This window comes from Enterobacter sp. BWH52, assembly GCF_001037565.1.
Classification (GTDB): Bacteria; Pseudomonadota; Gammaproteobacteria; order Enterobacterales; family Enterobacteriaceae; genus Enterobacter; species Enterobacter hormaechei_C.
Window position 1 is genome coordinate 1 of record NZ_KQ089856.1, and the last position, 17,646, is coordinate 17,646.

Annotated in this window: 13 protein-coding genes and 2 rRNA genes; 9 read left to right on the forward strand and 6 right to left on the reverse strand. The window is 56.6% G+C overall.

Translation table 11 applies throughout. The annotated features are described in order from the left end of the window. The 6 genes from SK47_RS21340 to aceK form a co-directional block, all read left to right on the forward strand. Positions 1-367, forward strand: a 23S ribosomal RNA gene (locus SK47_RS21340); the annotation flags it as partial. A 69-nt stretch (positions 368-436) separates the two neighbouring features. Further along, a 5S ribosomal RNA gene (gene rrf / locus SK47_RS21345) occupies positions 437-552 on the forward strand. Between the two features lie 224 nt (positions 553-776). After that, on the forward strand, positions 777-1,706 hold the full coding sequence (gene metA, locus SK47_RS21350) for a homoserine O-acetyltransferase MetA (RefSeq protein WP_003860360.1): 930 nt from the start codon (positions 777-779) through the stop codon (positions 1,704-1,706). Between the two features lie 270 nt (positions 1,707-1,976). Then, on the forward strand, positions 1,977-3,578 hold the full coding sequence (gene aceB / locus SK47_RS21355) for a malate synthase A (protein ID WP_045331332.1): 1,602 nt from the start codon (positions 1,977-1,979) through the stop codon (positions 3,576-3,578). Positions 3,579-3,609: 31 nt separating this feature from the next. After that, positions 3,610-4,914, forward strand: a complete 1,305-nt coding sequence (gene aceA / locus SK47_RS21360; protein WP_048245128.1) for an isocitrate lyase — start codon at positions 3,610-3,612, stop codon at positions 4,912-4,914. A gap of 51 nt (positions 4,915-4,965) precedes the next feature. Beyond that, on the forward strand, positions 4,966-6,717 hold the full coding sequence (aceK, locus tag SK47_RS21365; protein WP_048245130.1) for a bifunctional isocitrate dehydrogenase kinase/phosphatase: 1,752 nt from the start codon (positions 4,966-4,968) through the stop codon (positions 6,715-6,717). Between the two features lie 23 nt (positions 6,718-6,740). Here the strand turns inward: aceK and iclR are convergent, their stop codons facing one another. Beyond that, the gene (iclR, locus tag SK47_RS21370; RefSeq protein WP_045343493.1) at positions 6,741-7,571 is read right to left on the reverse strand and encodes a glyoxylate bypass operon transcriptional repressor IclR; all 831 of its coding nucleotides are present in this window, start codon (positions 7,569-7,571) and stop codon (positions 6,741-6,743) included. A gap of 193 nt (positions 7,572-7,764) precedes the next feature. Between iclR and metH the strand changes: the two genes are divergently transcribed. Then, complete coding sequence (gene metH, locus SK47_RS21375) at positions 7,765-11,448, forward strand: methionine synthase (protein ID WP_045346557.1); 3,684 nt, start codon at positions 7,765-7,767, stop codon at positions 11,446-11,448. A 116-nt stretch (positions 11,449-11,564) separates the two neighbouring features. After that, positions 11,565-13,196 (forward strand): Na/Pi cotransporter family protein, encoded by a 1,632-nt coding sequence (locus SK47_RS21380; protein ID WP_003860350.1) that lies wholly within the window; start codon positions 11,565-11,567, stop codon positions 13,194-13,196. Here the strand turns inward: SK47_RS21380 and SK47_RS21385 are convergent. Together SK47_RS21385 and SK47_RS21390 are read right to left on the reverse strand one after the other, a co-directional pair. Continuing rightward, positions 13,193-13,480: an addiction module antidote protein gene (locus SK47_RS21385; protein WP_022650216.1), complete on the reverse strand. Its 288-nt coding sequence runs from the start codon at positions 13,478-13,480 to the stop codon at positions 13,193-13,195. The genes SK47_RS21380 and SK47_RS21385 overlap by 4 nt on opposite strands. A 6-nt stretch (positions 13,481-13,486) precedes the next feature. Then, complete coding sequence (locus SK47_RS21390) at positions 13,487-13,789, reverse strand: type II toxin-antitoxin system RelE/ParE family toxin (RefSeq protein ID WP_023315213.1); 303 nt, start codon at positions 13,787-13,789, stop codon at positions 13,487-13,489. Between the two features lie 197 nt (positions 13,790-13,986). Between SK47_RS21390 and rluF the strand changes: the two genes are divergently transcribed. Further along, positions 13,987-14,859, forward strand: coding sequence for a 23S rRNA pseudouridine(2604) synthase RluF (gene rluF / locus SK47_RS21395; protein WP_045346556.1), 873 nt, complete (start codon positions 13,987-13,989; stop codon positions 14,857-14,859). On the opposite strand, the gene SK47_RS21400 is transcribed toward rluF, so the two are convergent. From SK47_RS21400 to lysC, 3 genes are all read right to left on the reverse strand, one after another. Beyond that, on the reverse strand, positions 14,860-15,132 hold the full coding sequence (locus SK47_RS21400) for a YjbD family protein (protein ID WP_003860346.1): 273 nt from the start codon (positions 15,130-15,132) through the stop codon (positions 14,860-14,862). 50 nt (positions 15,133-15,182) lie between these two features. Next, positions 15,183-16,127 carry a ketopantoate/pantoate/pantothenate transporter PanS gene (panS, locus tag SK47_RS21405; RefSeq protein ID WP_022650218.1) on the reverse strand — a complete coding sequence of 315 codons (945 nt, stop codon included), beginning with the start codon at positions 16,125-16,127 and terminating at the stop codon, positions 15,183-15,185. 93 nt (positions 16,128-16,220) lie between these two features. Continuing rightward, positions 16,221-17,570, reverse strand: coding sequence for a lysine-sensitive aspartokinase 3 (gene lysC, locus SK47_RS21410; RefSeq protein ID WP_003860344.1), 1,350 nt, complete (start codon positions 17,568-17,570; stop codon positions 16,221-16,223). Positions 17,571-17,646 lie beyond the last annotated feature (76 nt).

A 17,646-nucleotide genomic window follows, 5' to 3' on the forward strand; every position in this document is an offset into this window, starting at 1 on the left:
CCCAAGGGTATGGCTGTTCGCCATTTAAAGTGGTACGCGAGCTGGGTTTAGAACGTCGTGAGACAGTTCGGTCCCTATCTGCCGTGGGCGCTGGAGAATTGAGGGGGGCTGCTCCTAGTACGAGAGGACCGGAGTGGACGCATCACTGGTGTTCGGGTTGTCATGCCAATGGCACTGCCCGGTAGCTAAATGCGGAAGAGATAAGTGCTGAAAGCATCTAAGCACGAAACTTGCCCCGAGATGAGTTCTCCCTGAGACCTTGAGTCTCCTGAAGGAACGTTGAAGACGACGACGTTGATAGGTCGGGTGTGTAAGCGCAGCGATGCGTTGAGCTAACCGATACTAATGAACCGTGAGGCTTAACCTTACAACGCCGAAGGTGTTTTGGCGAAGAGACAGACACGATTTTCAGCCTGATACAGATTAACAGAATTTGCCTGGCGGCTTTAGCGCGGTGGTCCCACCTGACCCCATGCCGAACTCAGAAGTGAAACGCCGTAGCGCCGATGGTAGTGTGGGGTCTCCCCATGTGAGAGTAGGGAACTGCCAGGCATCAAACAAGAAAAACCCCGTACCGTAAGGTGCGGGGTTTTTTGCTTTTGTTTTTCTCCCTCTCCCTGTGGGAGAGGGCCGGGGTGAGGGCATCAAACCGCACCATCCCCTCCTTGAAACTTTCTCACCTTACGCTTGCAGGCTCGACATTAACCCCGTTTCTGGGTATCGTTAGCTGTCTGGATGTCTAAACGTTTATACGTATGCTGTGAGGATTTAAGGTTATGCCGATTCGGGTGCAGGACGAGCTACCAGCCGTCAATTTCTTGCGTGAAGAGAATGTCTTCGTAATGACAACTTCGCGTGCTTCTGGTCAGGAAATTCGCCCGCTGAAGGTGCTGATCCTTAATTTGATGCCAAAGAAGATCGAAACAGAGAACCAGTTCCTGCGTTTGCTCTCCAACTCTCCGCTTCAGGTTGATATCCAGCTGCTGCGCATTGACGCGCGTGAGTCACGCAACACGCCTGCTGAGCATCTGAATAACTTCTACTGTAATTTTGAAGATATTCGCGATGAGAATTTCGATGGGCTGATCGTCACCGGCGCACCGCTGGGTCTGGTGGAATTTAATGACGTTGCCTACTGGCCACAGATCAGGCAGGTGCTGGAGTGGGCAAAAGATCACGTCACGTCCACCTTATTTGTCTGTTGGGCGGTACAGGCCGCACTGAATATCCTCTATGGCATTCCCAAGCAAACCCGCAGCGACAAACTTTCTGGCGTATACGAACACCACATTCTTCACCCGCATGCGCTGCTGACGCGTGGTTTCGATGACACTTTCCTGGCCCCGCATTCTCGCTACGCCGATTTTCCGGCACAGCTGATCCGCGATTATACCGACCTGGAAATCCTGGCCGAAACGGAAGACGGCGATGCCTACCTGTTCGCCAGTAAAGACAAACGCATCGCGTTCGTTACCGGCCATCCTGAGTACGATCCGCATACCCTCGCGGCAGAGTATTTTCGTGACGTTGAAGCGGGTCTGAATCCGGATGTCCCGTACAACTATTTCCCGAAAAACGATCCACAAAACACGCCTCGGGCAACCTGGCGTAGTCATGGAAATTTGCTGTTTACCAACTGGCTCAACTATTACGTCTACCAGATTACGCCGTACGATCTTCGCCACATGAATCCGACGCTGGAGTAATCGTCTGCATTAAACGATCCTAAAGCGTTTCAGCTATTCAGATCAGGCACCTTCGGGTGCCTTTTTTATTTCCGAAATCCTGTTCAACATACCAGGAAACTTTAACTCTATATTAATCATGAAGTTGCGCTGCAATTAAAATTAAAATGGAAATTGTTTTTGATTTTGGAAAATTTATAGATAGTCTTAATTCTGCTGAGCGAAAACTACACAACGATCTTTCGCTCGCATCGGGGGCGTGATTTTGGATCTTTGATGAGGAGCAGAACGATGACTCAACAGGCAACAACGGTCGATGAACTGACCTTTACCCAGCCGAATGGGGAGCAAGAACAGCAAGTTTTGACGGCAGAAGCGGTAGAGTTTCTGACTGAACTGGTGACTCGCTTTACGCCACAGCGTAATAAACTGCTGGCGGCGCGCATTCACCAACAGCAGGGGATCGATAACGGCAAGTTGCCAGGATTTATTTCGGAAACTGCTTCCATTCGTCATGGTGATTGGAAAATCCGTGGAATCCCTGAGGATTTACAGGATCGTCGCGTAGAGATCACCGGCCCGGTAGAGCGCAAAATGGTGATCAACGCCATGAATGCCAACGTCAAAGTCTTTATGGCCGATTTTGAAGACTCGCTGGCACCGGACTGGCAGAAAGTTATCGACGGGCAGATCAACCTGCGCGACGCCGTCAATGGCACCATCAGCTATACCAACGAAGCCGGTAAAATTTACCAGCTCAAACCGAATCCGGCGGTGCTGATCTGTCGCGTACGCGGTCTGCATTTGCCAGAAAAACACGTCACCTGGCGCGGAGAAGCGATTCCGGGCAGCCTGTTCGACTTTGCGCTGTACTTCTTCCACAACCATAAGAACCTGCTGGCGAAAGGCAGCGGCCCCTATTTCTATCTGCCGAAAACCCAGTCCTGGCAGGAAGCGGCGTGGTGGAGTGAAGTTTTCAGCTACGCAGAAGACCGCTTCAGCCTGCCGCGCGGCACCATTAAGGCCACGCTGCTGATTGAAACCCTGCCTGCCGTATTCCAGATGCATGAGATCCTCCATGCGCTGCGTGACCATATTGTGGGCCTGAACTGCGGCCGTTGGGATTACATCTTCAGCTACATCAAGACGCTGAAAAACCATGCCGACCGGGTATTGCCGGATCGTCAGGTTGTGACCATGGATAAACCCTTCCTCAGCGCCTACTCGCGCCTGCTGATTAAGACCTGCCACAAACGCGGCGCCTTTGCGATGGGCGGCATGGCGGCCTTTATCCCGAGCAAAGATGCTGAGCGTAACAACCAGGTGCTCAACAAGGTGAAAGCCGATAAAGAGCTGGAAGCCCGTAACGGCCACGACGGGACGTGGATTGCCCATCCTGGTCTGGCCGACACGGCGATGGAGGTCTTTAACCGCGTACTCGGCGACAACAAAAACCAGCTGTTTGTCACCCGTGAAGACGATGCGCCCATCGCAGAAGAACAGTTGCTCGCGCCGTGTGCGGGCGAGCGTACGGAAGAGGGCATGCGCGCCAACATTCGCGTCGCCGTGCAGTACATCGAGGCATGGATCTCAGGCAACGGCTGCGTGCCGATCTACGGCCTGATGGAAGATGCCGCCACGGCGGAAATTTCACGTACCTCCATCTGGCAGTGGATCCACCATCAAAAAACGCTCAGCAACGGCAAACCGGTAACCAAAGCCCTGTTCCGTCAGATGCTGGCCGAAGAGATGCGGGTCATCCAGGACGAACTGGGCGAGCACCGCTTCAGCAGTGGGCGTTTTGACGATGCTGCACGTCTGATGGAGCAAATCACCACCTCTGATGACTTAATCGACTTCCTGACCCTGCCGGGCTACCGCTTCCTGGCGTAATTCACCACATAACAATATGGAGCATCTGCACATGAAAACCCGTACCCAACAGATCGAAGAGTTACAAAAAGAGTGGACCCAACCGCGCTGGGAAGGCATTCGCCGCCCGTACAGCGCAGAGGAAGTGGTGAAGTTACGTGGCTCGGTTAACCCGGAATGTACGCTGGCGCAGAACGGCGCGGCAAAAATGTGGGATCTGCTGCACGGGAGAGCTAAAAAAGGCTATATCAACAGCCTCGGCGCACTGACTGGCGGTCAGGCATTGCAGCAGGCGAAGGCCGGCATTGAAGCTATCTATCTTTCCGGCTGGCAGGTCGCGGCGGATGCTAACCTTGCCTCCAGCATGTATCCGGATCAATCTCTTTATCCGGCGAACTCGGTGCCGTCAGTGGTGGATCGGATCAACAATACCTTCCGCCGTGCGGATCAGATCCAGTGGGCCGCGGGTATCGAACCCCACGATCCGCGTTTTATAGACTATTTCCTGCCGATCGTCGCCGATGCGGAAGCCGGTTTCGGCGGCGTGCTGAACGCCTTTGAGCTGATGAAATCCATGATTGAGGCCGGTGCAGCGGCCGTTCACTTTGAAGATCAACTGGCGTCGGTCAAGAAGTGCGGGCATATGGGCGGGAAAGTGCTGGTACCAACCCAGGAAGCGATCCAAAAGCTGGTTGCCGCGCGTCTGGCTGCTGACGTGCTCGGCGTGCCGACGCTGGTGATTGCCCGTACCGATGCTGATGCGGCGGACCTGATCACCTCTGACTGCGATCCGTACGACAGCGAATTTATTACCGGCGAGCGCACCAGCGAGGGATTCTATCGCACGCATGCCGGTATCGAACAGGCCATCAGCCGCGGTCTGGCCTATGCCCCTTACGCTGACCTGGTTTGGTGTGAAACCTCCACGCCGGATCTGGCGCTGGCGAAGCGTTTTGCCGATGCGATTCATGCGAAGTATCCGGGCAAGCTGCTGGCCTATAATTGTTCGCCGTCCTTCAACTGGCAAAAGAATCTGGACGATACCACCATCGCCAGCTTCCAGCAGCAGCTGTCGGATATGGGCTACAAGTACCAGTTCATCACCCTGGCGGGTATCCACAGCATGTGGTTCAACATGTTCGACCTGGCGCACGCCTACGCGCAGGGCGAAGGCATGAAGCACTATGTTGAGAAGGTGCAGCAGCCAGAATTTGCGGCAGGCAAAGAGGGATATACCTTCGTTTCGCACCAGCAGGAAGTGGGAACCGGCTACTTCGATAATGTGACCACGATTATTCAGGGCGGGGCCTCCTCCGTCACGGCATTAACGGGCTCAACGGAAGAAGCACAGTTCTAATCTTTTCCCCCTCTCCCCCCTCGGGGAGAGGGTTGGGGTGAGGGGGAATATATGTCGCGTGGTCTGGAATTACTGATTGCCCAAACTATTTTGCAGGGCTTCGATGCCCAATATGGCCGCTTTCTGGAAGTCACCTCCGGCGCGCAACAGCGTTTTGAGCACGCCGACTGGCATGCGGTTCAGCAGGCCATGAAGCAGCGTATCCATCTTTATGATCACCATGTAGGTCTGGTGGTGGAGCAACTGCGCTGTATCACCGACGGTAAAAGCCCGGATGCGGATTTTTTACTGCGCGTGAAAGAGCATTACACCCATCTGTTACCCGACTACCCGCGCTTCGAGATTGCGGAGAGCTTTTTCAACTCCGTCTATTGCCGGTTGTTTGACCACCGCTCATTATCTCCTGAGCGGTTATTTATCTTCAGCTCCCAGCCGGAGCGCCGCTTCCGTACCATTCCGCGTCCGCTGGCGAAAGATTTCTTTCCCGATCGCGGCTGGGAAAAGCTCCTGCACCGCGTCTTAACGGATTTGCCGCTGCGCCTGCCGTGGGAGAATAAACCCCGGGATATCGGCTATATCCACGCGTATCTCAGTGAAACCTTCGGCGAGGAGGTGCTCAGCCGCAGCCATTTGCAGGTTGCCAACGAGCTTTTCTACCGGAATAAGGCCGCCTGGCTGGTGGGCAAACTGGTTACGCCGACAGCCATCGTGCCGTTTCTGCTGCCCATTCACCGTACCGACGACGGCGAACTGTTTGTCGATACCTGCCTGACTACCAGCGCTGAGGCCAGTATCGTATTTGGCTTCGCCCGTTCCTATTTCATGGTCTATGCCCCACTGCCTGCCGCCCTGGTGGAGTGGCTGCGCGAGATCCTGCCGGGCAAAACCACCGCCGAGCTGTACATGGCGATTGGCTGTCAGAAGCATGCCAAAACGGAAAGTTATCGGGAATACCTGCGTTATGTCACCACGGCTGATGAGCAGTTTATCGAAGCGCCGGGGATCCGCGGCATGGTGATGCTGGTTTTCACACTGCCGGGCTTCGACCGCGTGTTTAAGGTGATTAAGGATAAATTCGCCCCGCAGAAGGAGATGAGCGCCGCGCACGTTCGCGCCTGCTATCAGCTGGTTAAAGAGCACGATCGTGTCGGGCGAATGGCCGATACCCAGGAGTTTGAAAACTTTGTGCTGGATAAGCAGCAGATCGATCCGTCGCTGATGTCGCTGCTAATGCAGGAAGCGCCGACGAAAATTACCGATCTTGGCGATAAGATTGCGATTAGCCATCTCTATATCGAACGCCGGATGGTGCCGCTAAATATCTGGCTGGAGCAGTCCGAAGGCCAGGCTTTACGAGACGCCATTGAAGAGTACGGCAATGCGATTCGCCAGCTCGCCGCCGCCAATATTTTCCCCGGCGACATGCTGTTTAAAAACTTCGGCGTCACCCGTCACGGGCGGGTGGTGTTCTACGATTACGATGAAATTTGCTACATGACCGAGGTGAACTTCCGCGATATCCCGCCGCCGCGCTATCCGGAAGATGAACTGTCCAGCGAGCCGTGGTACAGCGTATCGCCGGGCGATGTGTTTCCGGAGGAGTTTCGCCACTGGCTGTGTGCCGACCCGCGCATCGGGCCGCTATTCGAAGAGATGCATGCCGAGCTGTTCCGCGCCAGCTACTGGCGCGGGCTGCAAACGCGGATCAAAAACGGACACGTGGAAGATGTCTACGCTTACCGCCGCAAGCAGCGGTTTTGCATCCGCTTTTCTCCCTCTCCCTGTGGGAGAGGGCCGGGGTGAGGGCATCAGGCGGCAATGCACGTTTAACGAATCCCACCATACGCCAGCGTCACCTCTTTCGCGGCCTTAATCACCATCGCGCCCAGCTCGGTGACGCGGTCGTCGGTCATGCGTGAAATCGGCCCGGAGATGGAGATGGCGGCAAACGGCTCGCGGTGCTCGTCAAAAATGCAGGACGCGAGGCAGCGCAGCCCGAGGGCATGTTCTTCGTCATCAAACGAATAGCCGCGCTTGCGGGTCAGAGCCAGATCTTCTTTCAGATGCACGGGCGACACCAGCGTGGCGTGGGTATAGGCGTGCAGCCCTTTACGGTGCAGCAGCCCCGTTACCTGCTCTTCGCTCAGCTGCGAGAGAAACGCTTTCCCTGCGCCAGAGGCGTGCATTGGCAGCTTGCCGCCAATCGGTGCGGACATGCGCATCAGCTGCGTACACTGCACCTGGTCGATAATAATCGCCTGATGGTCGCTCTGGTCGAGCACGGCCAGATTCACGGTCTCGCCCGACTCTTCCATCAATTTGCGCAGAATCGGGTGCACAATCGCCAGCAGGTTACGGCTCTGCAGGAAGCTGCTGCCCACGATAAACGCATGCGCGCCCACCGCCCAGTGCCCCAGCTCGCCTACCTGGCGGACAAAGCCCAGCTGCTGCATGGTGGTCAGCAGGCGGTGCGTCGTGGAGTTCGGCAGGCCAGCCTGCTGGGCCAGCTCCGTCAGGGCCACGCTGCTGTGCGACTCGGCTATCCACTCCAGCAGCTTCAGACCGCGCGTGAGCGATTGAACCTGTCCACCCTGTTGTGCGGCAGCGGTGGTGGCAGCAGGTTTTCTGCCGCGTTTAGCGGGAACGGTCGCGACCATGACGATCTCCTTTTTCTGTATCGTGGAAATCATTTTCGTTTTATTTGGTGAATTTGCAACCGTTATCCTGACTGATCGGAGGAGTAATAGTGAACATGTCTCATGTTACCGCTGAGCGACTTTTCCACCCTGCGAGATTGTGCCAGTATGGAACGCAGCCTTTTGGCCATGTTGAGCGTTGTCGGGAGCAAGTGTGAGCAGCAAAGTAGAGCAACTGCGTGCGCAGTTAAATGAACGAATTCTGGTGCTGGACGGCGGCATGGGCACCATGATCCAGGGCTATCGTCTGTGTGAAGACGATTTCCGCGGAGAGCGCTTTGCCGACTGGCCTTGTGACCTGAAAGGGAACAATGACCTGCTGGTGTTGAGTAAACCGTCAGTCATCAGAGATATCCACAACGCTTACTTCGAAGCGGGTGCGGATATTGTAGAAACCAACACCTTCAACTCGACAACCATCGCCATGGCGGATTACCAGATGGAGTCCCTGTCGGCGGAGATCAACTTTGAAGCGGCGAAGCTGGCGCGCGCCTGCGCCGACGAATGGACGGCCCGTACGCCGGACAAGCCGCGCTACGTAGCCGGGGTGCTGGGCCCGACCAACCGCACCGCGTCGATTTCTCCGGACGTGAACGACCCGGCGTTTCGGAACATCACGTTTGACCAGCTGGTGGCCGCGTATCGGGAGTCCACTAAAGCGCTGGTGGAAGGCGGCTCCGACCTGATCCTGATTGAAACCGTATTCGACACCCTCAACGCCAAAGCGGCAATTTACGCGGTAAAAGAGGAGTTCGAGTCGCTGGGCGTCGACCTGCCGATCATGATTTCCGGTACCATCACCGATGCCTCGGGGCGCACGCTTTCCGGCCAGACAACCGAAGCGTTTTATAACTCTCTGCGCCATGCCGAAGCGCTCTCCTTCGGCCTGAACTGCGCGCTGGGGCCGGACGAGCTGCGCCAGTACGTGCAGGAGCTTTCCCGTATCGCGGAATGCTACGTCACCGCCCACCCGAACGCCGGTCTGCCGAACGCGTTTGGTGAGTACGATCTGGATGCCGACACCATGGCGGCGCAAATCCGCGAATGGGCTGAATCTGGTTTCCTCAACATCGTCGGCGGCTGCTGCGGCACCACGCCTGAGCATATCGCCGCCATGAGCAACGCCGTCGCCGGGCTTCCACCGCGCAAGCTACCCGAGCTTCCGGTTGCCTGTCGCCTGTCCGGCCTGGAGCCGTTGACCATCGGCGACGACAGCCTGTTTGTGAACGTGGGTGAGCGTACAAACGTCACCGGCTCCGCGAAGTTCAAGCGTCTGATCAAAGAAGAGAAGTACAGCGAAGCGCTGGACGTTGCCCGCCAGCAGGTGGAAAGCGGCGCGCAGATTATCGATATCAACATGGACGAGGGGATGCTCGACGCCGAAGCGGCGATGGTGCGTTTCCTCAACCTGATTGCCGGTGAGCCGGATATCGCCCGCGTGCCGATCATGATTGACTCTTCTAAATGGGACGTCATCGAAAAAGGGCTGAAATGCATTCAGGGCAAAGGCATCGTTAACTCCATCTCGATGAAAGAGGGGGTCGATACCTTTATCCACCACGCGAAGCTGGTGCGTCGCTACGGGGCCGCCGTGGTGGTGATGGCCTTCGATGAAGTGGGTCAGGCCGATACCCGCGAGCGCAAGATTGAGATTTGCCGCCGCGCGTACAAAATTTTGACCGAAGAGGTGGGCTTCCCGCCGGAAGACATCATCTTCGACCCGAACATCTTCGCCGTCGCGACCGGCATCGAAGAGCACAACAACTACGCCCAGGACTTCATCGGCGCGTGTGAAGACATTAAACGCGAACTGCCGCATGCGCTGATCTCCGGCGGCGTGTCAAACGTCTCGTTCTCGTTCCGCGGCAACGACCCGGTTCGTGAGGCGATCCACGCCGTGTTCCTCTACTATGCCATCCGCAACGGGATGGACATGGGGATCGTCAACGCCGGCCAGCTGGCAATTTACGACGATCTGCCAGCCGAGCTGCGCGACGCCGTAGAAGACGTGATCCTCAATCGTCGTGACGACGCCACCGAACGCATGCTGGATCTGGCGGAAAAATACCGCGGCAGTAAATCTGACGAATCAGCCAACGTTCAACAGGCCGAATGGCGCTCCTGGGATGTGAATAAGCGTCTGGAATACTCGCTGGTAAAAGGCATTACCGAGTTTATCGAGCAGGATACTGAGGAAGCGCGTCAGCAGGCCGCCCGTCCGATTGAAGTGATCGAAGGGCCGCTGATGGACGGCATGAACGTGGTCGGCGATCTGTTTGGCGAGGGCAAAATGTTCCTGCCGCAGGTGGTGAAATCCGCCCGCGTCATGAAACAGGCGGTGGCGTATCTGGAACCCTTTATCGAAGCCAGCAAAGAGAAGGGCTCCAGTAACGGTAAAATGGTCATCGCCACCGTGAAGGGCGACGTACACGACATCGGCAAAAACATCGTTGGCGTGGTGTTGCAGTGTAATAACTACGAAATTATCGATCTTGGCGTGATGGTCCCGGCGGATAAAATCCTCAGGACCGCGCGCGAAGTGAATGCGGATTTGATTGGTCTTTCCGGGCTGATTACGCCGTCGCTGGACGAAATGGTCAACGTGGCAAAAGAGATGGAGCGCCAGGGCTTCACCATTCCACTGCTGATTGGCGGGGCAACCACCTCGAAAGCCCACACGGCGGTGAAAATCGAGCAGAACTACAGCGGGCCGACGGTGTATGTCCAAAACGCCTCGCGCACCGTGGGCGTGGTCTCCGCGCTGCTGTCCGACACCCAGCGCGATGACTTTGTCGCCCGCACCCGCAAAGAGTATGAAACCGTCCGCATTCAGCATGGACGTAAGAAACCGCGCACGCCGCCGGTTTCGCTTCAGGCGGCGCGCGAAAACGATCTGGCGTTCGACTGGTCCAGCTATACGCCGCCGGTCGCACACCGTCTGGGCGTGCAGGACGTGACGGCCAGCATCGAAACGCTGCGTAACTACATCGACTGGACGCCGTTCTTCATGACCTGGTCGCTGGCGGGCAAATATCCGCGCATTCTTGAAGATGAGGTGGTGGGCGAAGAGGCGAAGCGCCTGTTTAAAGATGCTAACGACATGCTCGACAGGCTGAGCGCAGAGAAAGCCCTCAACCCGCGCGGCGTGGTGGGGCTGTTCCCGGCGAACCGCGTGGGCGACGACGTGGAAATCTACCGCGATGAAACCCGCACCCATGTGCTGGCTGTGAGCCACCATCTGCGCCAGCAAACCGAGAAAGTGGGCTTTGCCAACTACTGCCTGGCGGATTTCGTCGCACCGAAACTCTCCGGTAAAGCCGACTATATCGGCGCCTTTGCCGTAACCGGCGGTCTGGAAGAAGACGCGCTGGCGGATGCGTACGACGCGCAGCACGATGATTACAACAAAATCATGGTGAAAGCGATTGCCGATCGCCTGGCGGAAGCCTTTGCCGAGTATCTGCACGAGCGCGTACGTAAGGTGCACTGGGGCTACGCGGCGAATGAGAACCTCAGCAACGAGGAGCTGATCCGCGAAAACTACCAGGGCATTCGTCCGGCACCGGGGTATCCGGCGTGTCCGGAACATACCGAGAAGGGCACTATCTGGAAACTGCTGGACGTAGAAGCGCATACGGGCATGAAGCTCACCGAGTCATTTGCCATGTGGCCGGGCGCGTCCGTTTCCGGCTGGTACTTCAGCCATCCGGACAGCAAGTACTTCGCCGTGGCACAGCTTCAGCGCGATCAGATTGAGGATTACGCTCTGCGTAAAGGCATGAGCGTGTCAGAGGTGGAACGCTGGCTGGCGCCGAATTTAGGCTACGACGCAGACTAACGTCACTTTTCCTTACAACAAACAGGGCACCGCTATGGTGCCTTGTCTCTTTCTTACGTTTAAACCCTTATACTGAACCTCAGGAAAACGAATAACGATAAGGAGGAATGCCTACCGTGTTGACGTTGTTACACCTGCTCTCCGCAGTCGCACTGCTGGTATGGGGCACCCATATCGTTCGTACCGGCGTGATGCGTGTGTTTGGCGCACGTTTACGTACCGTTCTCAGCGGCAGCGTTGAGAAGAAGCCGCTCGCCTTCTGCGCGGGTATTGGCGTCACGGCGCTGGTGCAAAGCAGCAACGCCACCACCATGCTCGTCACCTCGTTCGTGGCGCAGGATCTGGTGGCGCTCGCCCCGGCGCTGGTGATTGTCCTGGGCGCCGACGTCGGTACCGCGCTGATGGCGCGTATCCTGACGTTCGATCTCTCCTGGCTGTCGCCGCTGCTGATTTTTATCGGCGTCATTTTCTTCCTCGGCCGTAAGCAAAGCCGTGCCGGGCAGCTTGGCCGCGTCGGTATTGGCCTCGGGCTGATCCTGCTGGCGCTGGAGTTGATTGTGCAGGCTGTCACGCCGATCACCCAGGCCAACGGTGTACAGGTCATCTTCGCCTCGTTAACCGGCGATATTATGCTGGATGCGCTGATCGGCGCAGTATTCGCCATCGTCAGCTACTCCAGCCTGGCAGCGGTCCTGCTGACGGCGACCTTAACCGCCGCAGGGGTCATTTCCTTCCCGGTGGCGCTGTGCCTGGTGATCGGAGCCAACCTCGGCTCTGGCCTGCTGGCGATGCTCAACAACAGCGCCGCCAACGCTGCCGCCCGCCGGGTGGCGCTGGGGAGTTTACTGTTTAAGCTGGTGGGTAGCCTGATCATTCTGCCGTTTGTGCACCCGCTGGCGAACCTGATGGATAATCTCTCTCTGCCGAAAGCGGAACTGGTGATCTACTTCCACGTCTTCTACAACCTGGTGCGCTGTCTGGCGATGGTGCCGTTTGCCGCGCCGATGGCCCGCTTCTGCGAGCGGCTAATTCGTGATGAACCGGAGCTGGACGCGCGCCTTAAACCGAAGCATCTGGACACCTCTGTGCTGGACACGCCCGCACTGGCCATCGCCAATGCCGCCCGCGAAACGCTGCGCATGGGTGACGCGATGGAAACCATGCTGGAAGGGTTGCAAAAGGTGATGCACGGCGAGCCGCGCGAAGAAAAAGAGCTGCGCAGGCTGGCGGACGATATCAACGTGCTGTATACCGCCATCAAGCTCTATCTGGCGCGGATCCCCCAGGACGAGCTGGCGGAAGAGGAATCCCGCCGCTGGGCGGAAATTATTGAGATGTCGCTTAACCTGGAGCAGGCTTCGGATATTGTCGAGCGTATGGGCAGTGAAATCGCGGATAAATCCCTGGCCGCACGTCGGGCGTTTTCTGTGGAAGGGCTGAAAGAGCTGGAAGCGCTGCACGAACAGCTGGTCAGCAACCTGAAGCTGGCGATGTCGGTCTTCTTCTCCAGCGACGTGCCGAGCGCGCGCCGCCTGCGCCGCAACAAGCATCGTTTCCGCATCCTTAATCGCCGCTACTCGCACGCCCACGTTGAGCGTCTGCATCAGCAGAACGTGCAGAGTATCGAAACCAGCTCGCTCCATCTGGGGCTGCTGGGCGATATGAAACGTCTCAACTCGTTGTTCTGCGCGGTGGCGTACAGCGTGATGGAGCAACCGGATGAAGATGACGAGCGGGATGAGTATTAATCCCCAGAGGGTTTGATTGTTAACCCAAGGCCCAATGCTTTCATGACCGCCAGCGTGGTTTTGAGCGTTGGGTTCCCCTTATCACTGAATGATCGATACAGTTGTTCTCGTGACAGGCCCGTTTGCTGGGAAATGGTCGACATCCCTTTCGCTCGGGCGATGACGCCCAGCGCTTTAGCAATGTACGCTGAGTCACCCGTCTCTAATGCATCAGCCATAAACACAGCGATTTCCTCGTCATCCACCAGTGCGTTGGCTGGATCGTAGGGTGTTAATTTATGCATGCTCATTCACTCCTGCCATTGGGATACATTGCTCAGCATTTTTGCCATAAGTATGTCTCTGGCCTGGCTGCTTTTGTCACCACCACATAACAGCACGATGATGCAATTGCCCTGGTCCTTAAAATAGACTCTGTAGCCCGGGCCAAAGTGGATCCTCAGTTCACTGATACCTTCCCCCACGGGTCTAATGTCGCCCGCTAAGCCATTTGCCAGCCTAAAGAGGCGGGAAGCGATAATCGTCTTTGCCCGCCTGTCCTTTAAATTTTGCTCCCAGCGTCGGAAGGATTCTGTCTGAACGATCTCCTTCATATTACTCCCTGTGATTTATAAACTACAAGCAATTGTCTCTGGAGAGTAAAGCTAAAAGGAGTTAGCTCAAGGATAAATAGCCTGACGCTAAATCCTGAAAGCGTCTCGCAAACTAAAAAACCCGTCTCAGTAACCGTCGGCTAATCTTTTTTTCCAGCCCAAACCTAAGGTATATTTCGCCCTTCACAGGAGAAACTATGCTGCCAACTCAATCAACCCGATTAAACAAATACATTAGCGAGAGCGGGATCTGCTCACGTCGCGAGGCTGACCGTTACATTGAACAGGGTAACGTGTTTCTTAACGGCAAACGCGCCACCATTGGTGATCAGGTGGTACCTGGCGATGTGGTGAAAGTGAATGGTCAGGTCATCGAACCGCGTGATGCCGAAGACCTGGTGTTTATCGCGTTGAACAAACCGGTTGGGATTGTCAGCACCACGGAAGATGGCGAGCGGGACAACATTGTTGATTTCGTGAACCACAGCAGCCGCATTTTCCCGATTGGCCGTCTGGATAAAGACTCTCAGGGGCTGATTTTCCTCACCAACCACGGCGATCTGGTCAACAAAATTCTGCGTGCCGGTAACGACCACGAGAAAGAGTACATCGTGACGGTGAACAAGCCGGTGACGGACGAGTTCATTCGCGGGATGGGCGCAGGCGTGCCGATTCTGGGCACCGTGACGAAGAAGTGTAAAGTCAGAAAAGAGGCGCCGTTTGCCTTCCGCATTACCCTGGTGCAGGGCTTAAACCGCCAGATCCGCCGCATGTGCGAGTATTTTGGTTATGAAGTGACGAAGCTGGAACGCACGCGCATCATGAACGTCAGCCTGTCCGGGATCCCGCTGGGCGAGTGGCGTGACTTAACGGACGACGAGCTGATCGAGCTGTTCAAACTTATCGAAAACTCCTCGTCCGAGGCGAAGCCGAAAGCTAAAGCCAAACCGAAAACGCAGACGATTAAGCGTCCGGTGGTGAAGGCACCGCAGGCGGAAGAGAAAGGGCGGGGCAAGCCGGGCAACGGAAAACGCTTTACCCAGCCGGGGCGCAAAAAGAAAGGGCGCTAATTAGCGCCTTCCACGGGTTGATGTATTGGCGGACCAGGAAAAGGTCGCCTCTGCATCCGGCTTATAAGCCTGCTCTTTTTTCAGCTTGCGGGCTTTTTTCGCCGCAGCCTCACGTTGCGCCATCAGCTTGTCGATGTACTCTTTTTTAACCTGATTGGTTTCGGCGTTCGTCAGCGTGCGGCCATGCGCGATGCGGGCGCGGTCGAGAAGCGTTTTAAGTTCGCGCTGCTCGGCTTCGGTCATGTCTTTCTGGGTCAAACGTGGTGTAGCCATTGCTGAAGCCTCCTGATGGGGAGGCTTCAGTGTAAAGCAAGCCGGGACAATTAACCCTGTTTCACCGCATCTTTTTTCGGTTGGTCATCAATCGGCTTACCGGACCAGTACCCTGCTAACAGCGAACCGGACAGGTTATGCCAGACGGAGAACAGCGCCCCCGGTAGCGCTGCCAGCGGTGAGAAGTAAATTTTACCCAGCGCCGCCGCCAGGCCGGAGTTCTGCATCCCCACTTCGATCGCCAGCGTGCGGCAGGTGGATTCGTCAAAGCCAAACAGCTTCCCGCCCCAGTAACCGCCCAGCAGACCAATAGTGTTATGCAGCACAACCGCGACGATCACCACAAAGCCCACCGAAGCAATGTGCGATGCGGAACCGGCTACCACGGCGCTGATAATGGCCAGTATGCAGATCATCGAAAACGCGGGCAGATACGGCTCAACCGCTTTCACCACCCGCGGGAAGAGATGGTGGATCACCAGCCCCAGCGCAATCGGGATCACCACGATTTGCAGGATGCTGAGCAGCATGCCCATCACGTCCACCTGGATATGCGCGTCGACATACAGGCGGGTTAACAGAGGCGTGGCAATCACGCCCACCAGCGTGGAAACGGACGAGATGGTGACGGAAAGCGCCACGTCGCCTTTCGCCAGATAGATCATGACGTTAGATGCCGTGCCGCTGGCAACGCTCCCCACCAGCACCATCCCGGCGGAAAGGTCGGGCGGCATCTTAAAGGCCATCGCCAGCAGCCAGGCCGCGAGCGGCATCACCAGGTAGTGCAGGAAAATCCCTGCGGCAACCGGCGCCGGGCGAGACAGCACGCGTTTGAAATCGTCAATTTTCAGATGCACGCCCATGCCGAACATAATCAGCATCAGCAGCGTGGTGACCCACGGACCAATGCCCGTGAACGTGGCAGGAGTGTAATACGCGAGTACAGAGAGCAGCAGCGCCCATAACGGGAACAGCCGGGTGATAGCGGAGAGCATAGTGAATTCCTTGCAGTATTGTCGTGTTGTTTTGTTATAAAAAAGCCGGGTCTGTGCCCGGCTTATCGATATTGTTTAACGTGCTAACGAATTTTATTCAAACAAATTCTGATGAAGTTTCTGCACGACCTGCTCGGCCTGATCGGCAGGGACCAGGAAGCAGAGGTTGTAGCTGGATGCACCGTAGCAGATCATGCGGATATTGAACGGGTCGAGCACGCCGAACACCTCTTTACCCACGCCACAGGCGCGCGACAGCTTGTTGCCGATGATGGCCACCAGCGCCAGGTCTTCTTCCACTTCCACACGGCACAACTCGGAAAGCTCGATCAGCAGCGACTGCGTCAGCAGGGTATCACCCGTTGAGGTTGAACCGGTGGTGTCCAGCGTCAGCGCAATACTCACTTCAGAAGTGGTAATCAAATCTACAGAGATATTGTGGCGCGCCAGGATGCCAAACACTTCTGCCAGGAAGCCGCGGGAATGCAGCATATTATGGCTGTGCAGGGTAACCAGCGTCTGCTTACGACGCAGGGCCAGCGCGCGGAACAGCGGCGGGTTCTCGGTTTTCTTGCAGACCAGCGTCCCGCCCGCCTTTGGATCTTTACTTGAGCCAACGAAGACCGGAATGTCGCTGCGCACGGCGGGCAGCAGCGTGGCCGGGTGCAGCACTTTCGCGCCGAAGGTGGCCATTTCAGCCGCTTCTTCAAAGGCGATCACGTCAATACGTTTTGCCGCAGAGACCACGCGCGGGTCGGTGGTGTAGATTCCCGGCACGTCCGTCCAGATATCCACGCGGGTGGCGTGCAGGGCTTCACCCAGCAGGGCGGCGGTGTAGTCGCTACCGCCACGGCCCAGCGTGGTTGTGCGCCCTTTGGCTTCGCTGCCGATAAAGCCCTGGGTGATCACTATGCCTTCATCCAGGCGCGGGGCAAGCTGCTGGTTAGTCAGCTCAGCCAGGACTTCCACGTCCGGCTCGGCGCGGCCAAAGCGGTCGCTGGTGCGCATGACTTTACGCACGTCGAACCACTGCGCCTGAATATTGCGCTCGCGCATGATCTCAACGAACAGCAGGGTAGACATTAGTTCACCGTGGCTGACCAGCTCATCGGTCAGGGCGGTAGAGGTTGCCAGCGACGCGGCTTCGGCCAGAGTGGTGATATTTTCCAGCAGGCGTTCCACTTCCTCACGAATGACGTTCGGGTTTTGCAGACGCTCGAGAATGTCGAACTGAATTTTGCGCAGTGCATCCAGCTTCACGAAACGCTCGGTCGCTTCCAGTCCTTCAGACAGAGAAACCAGCAGGTTCGTCACGCCGGCTGAGGCGGAAAGTACCACCAGGCGGGTATTCGGATCGGCCAGCACCACATCGGCGCTGCGGTTCATGGCATCGTAGTCTGCCACACTGGTGCCGCCAAACTTGGCGACCACAAAACTCGTCATAACAACCTCGTGTCAGGGAATGAATAGAGCGACCTTGGCACAAGAATGAAGCGAGAACAGGTGCAGGCGCAAAATA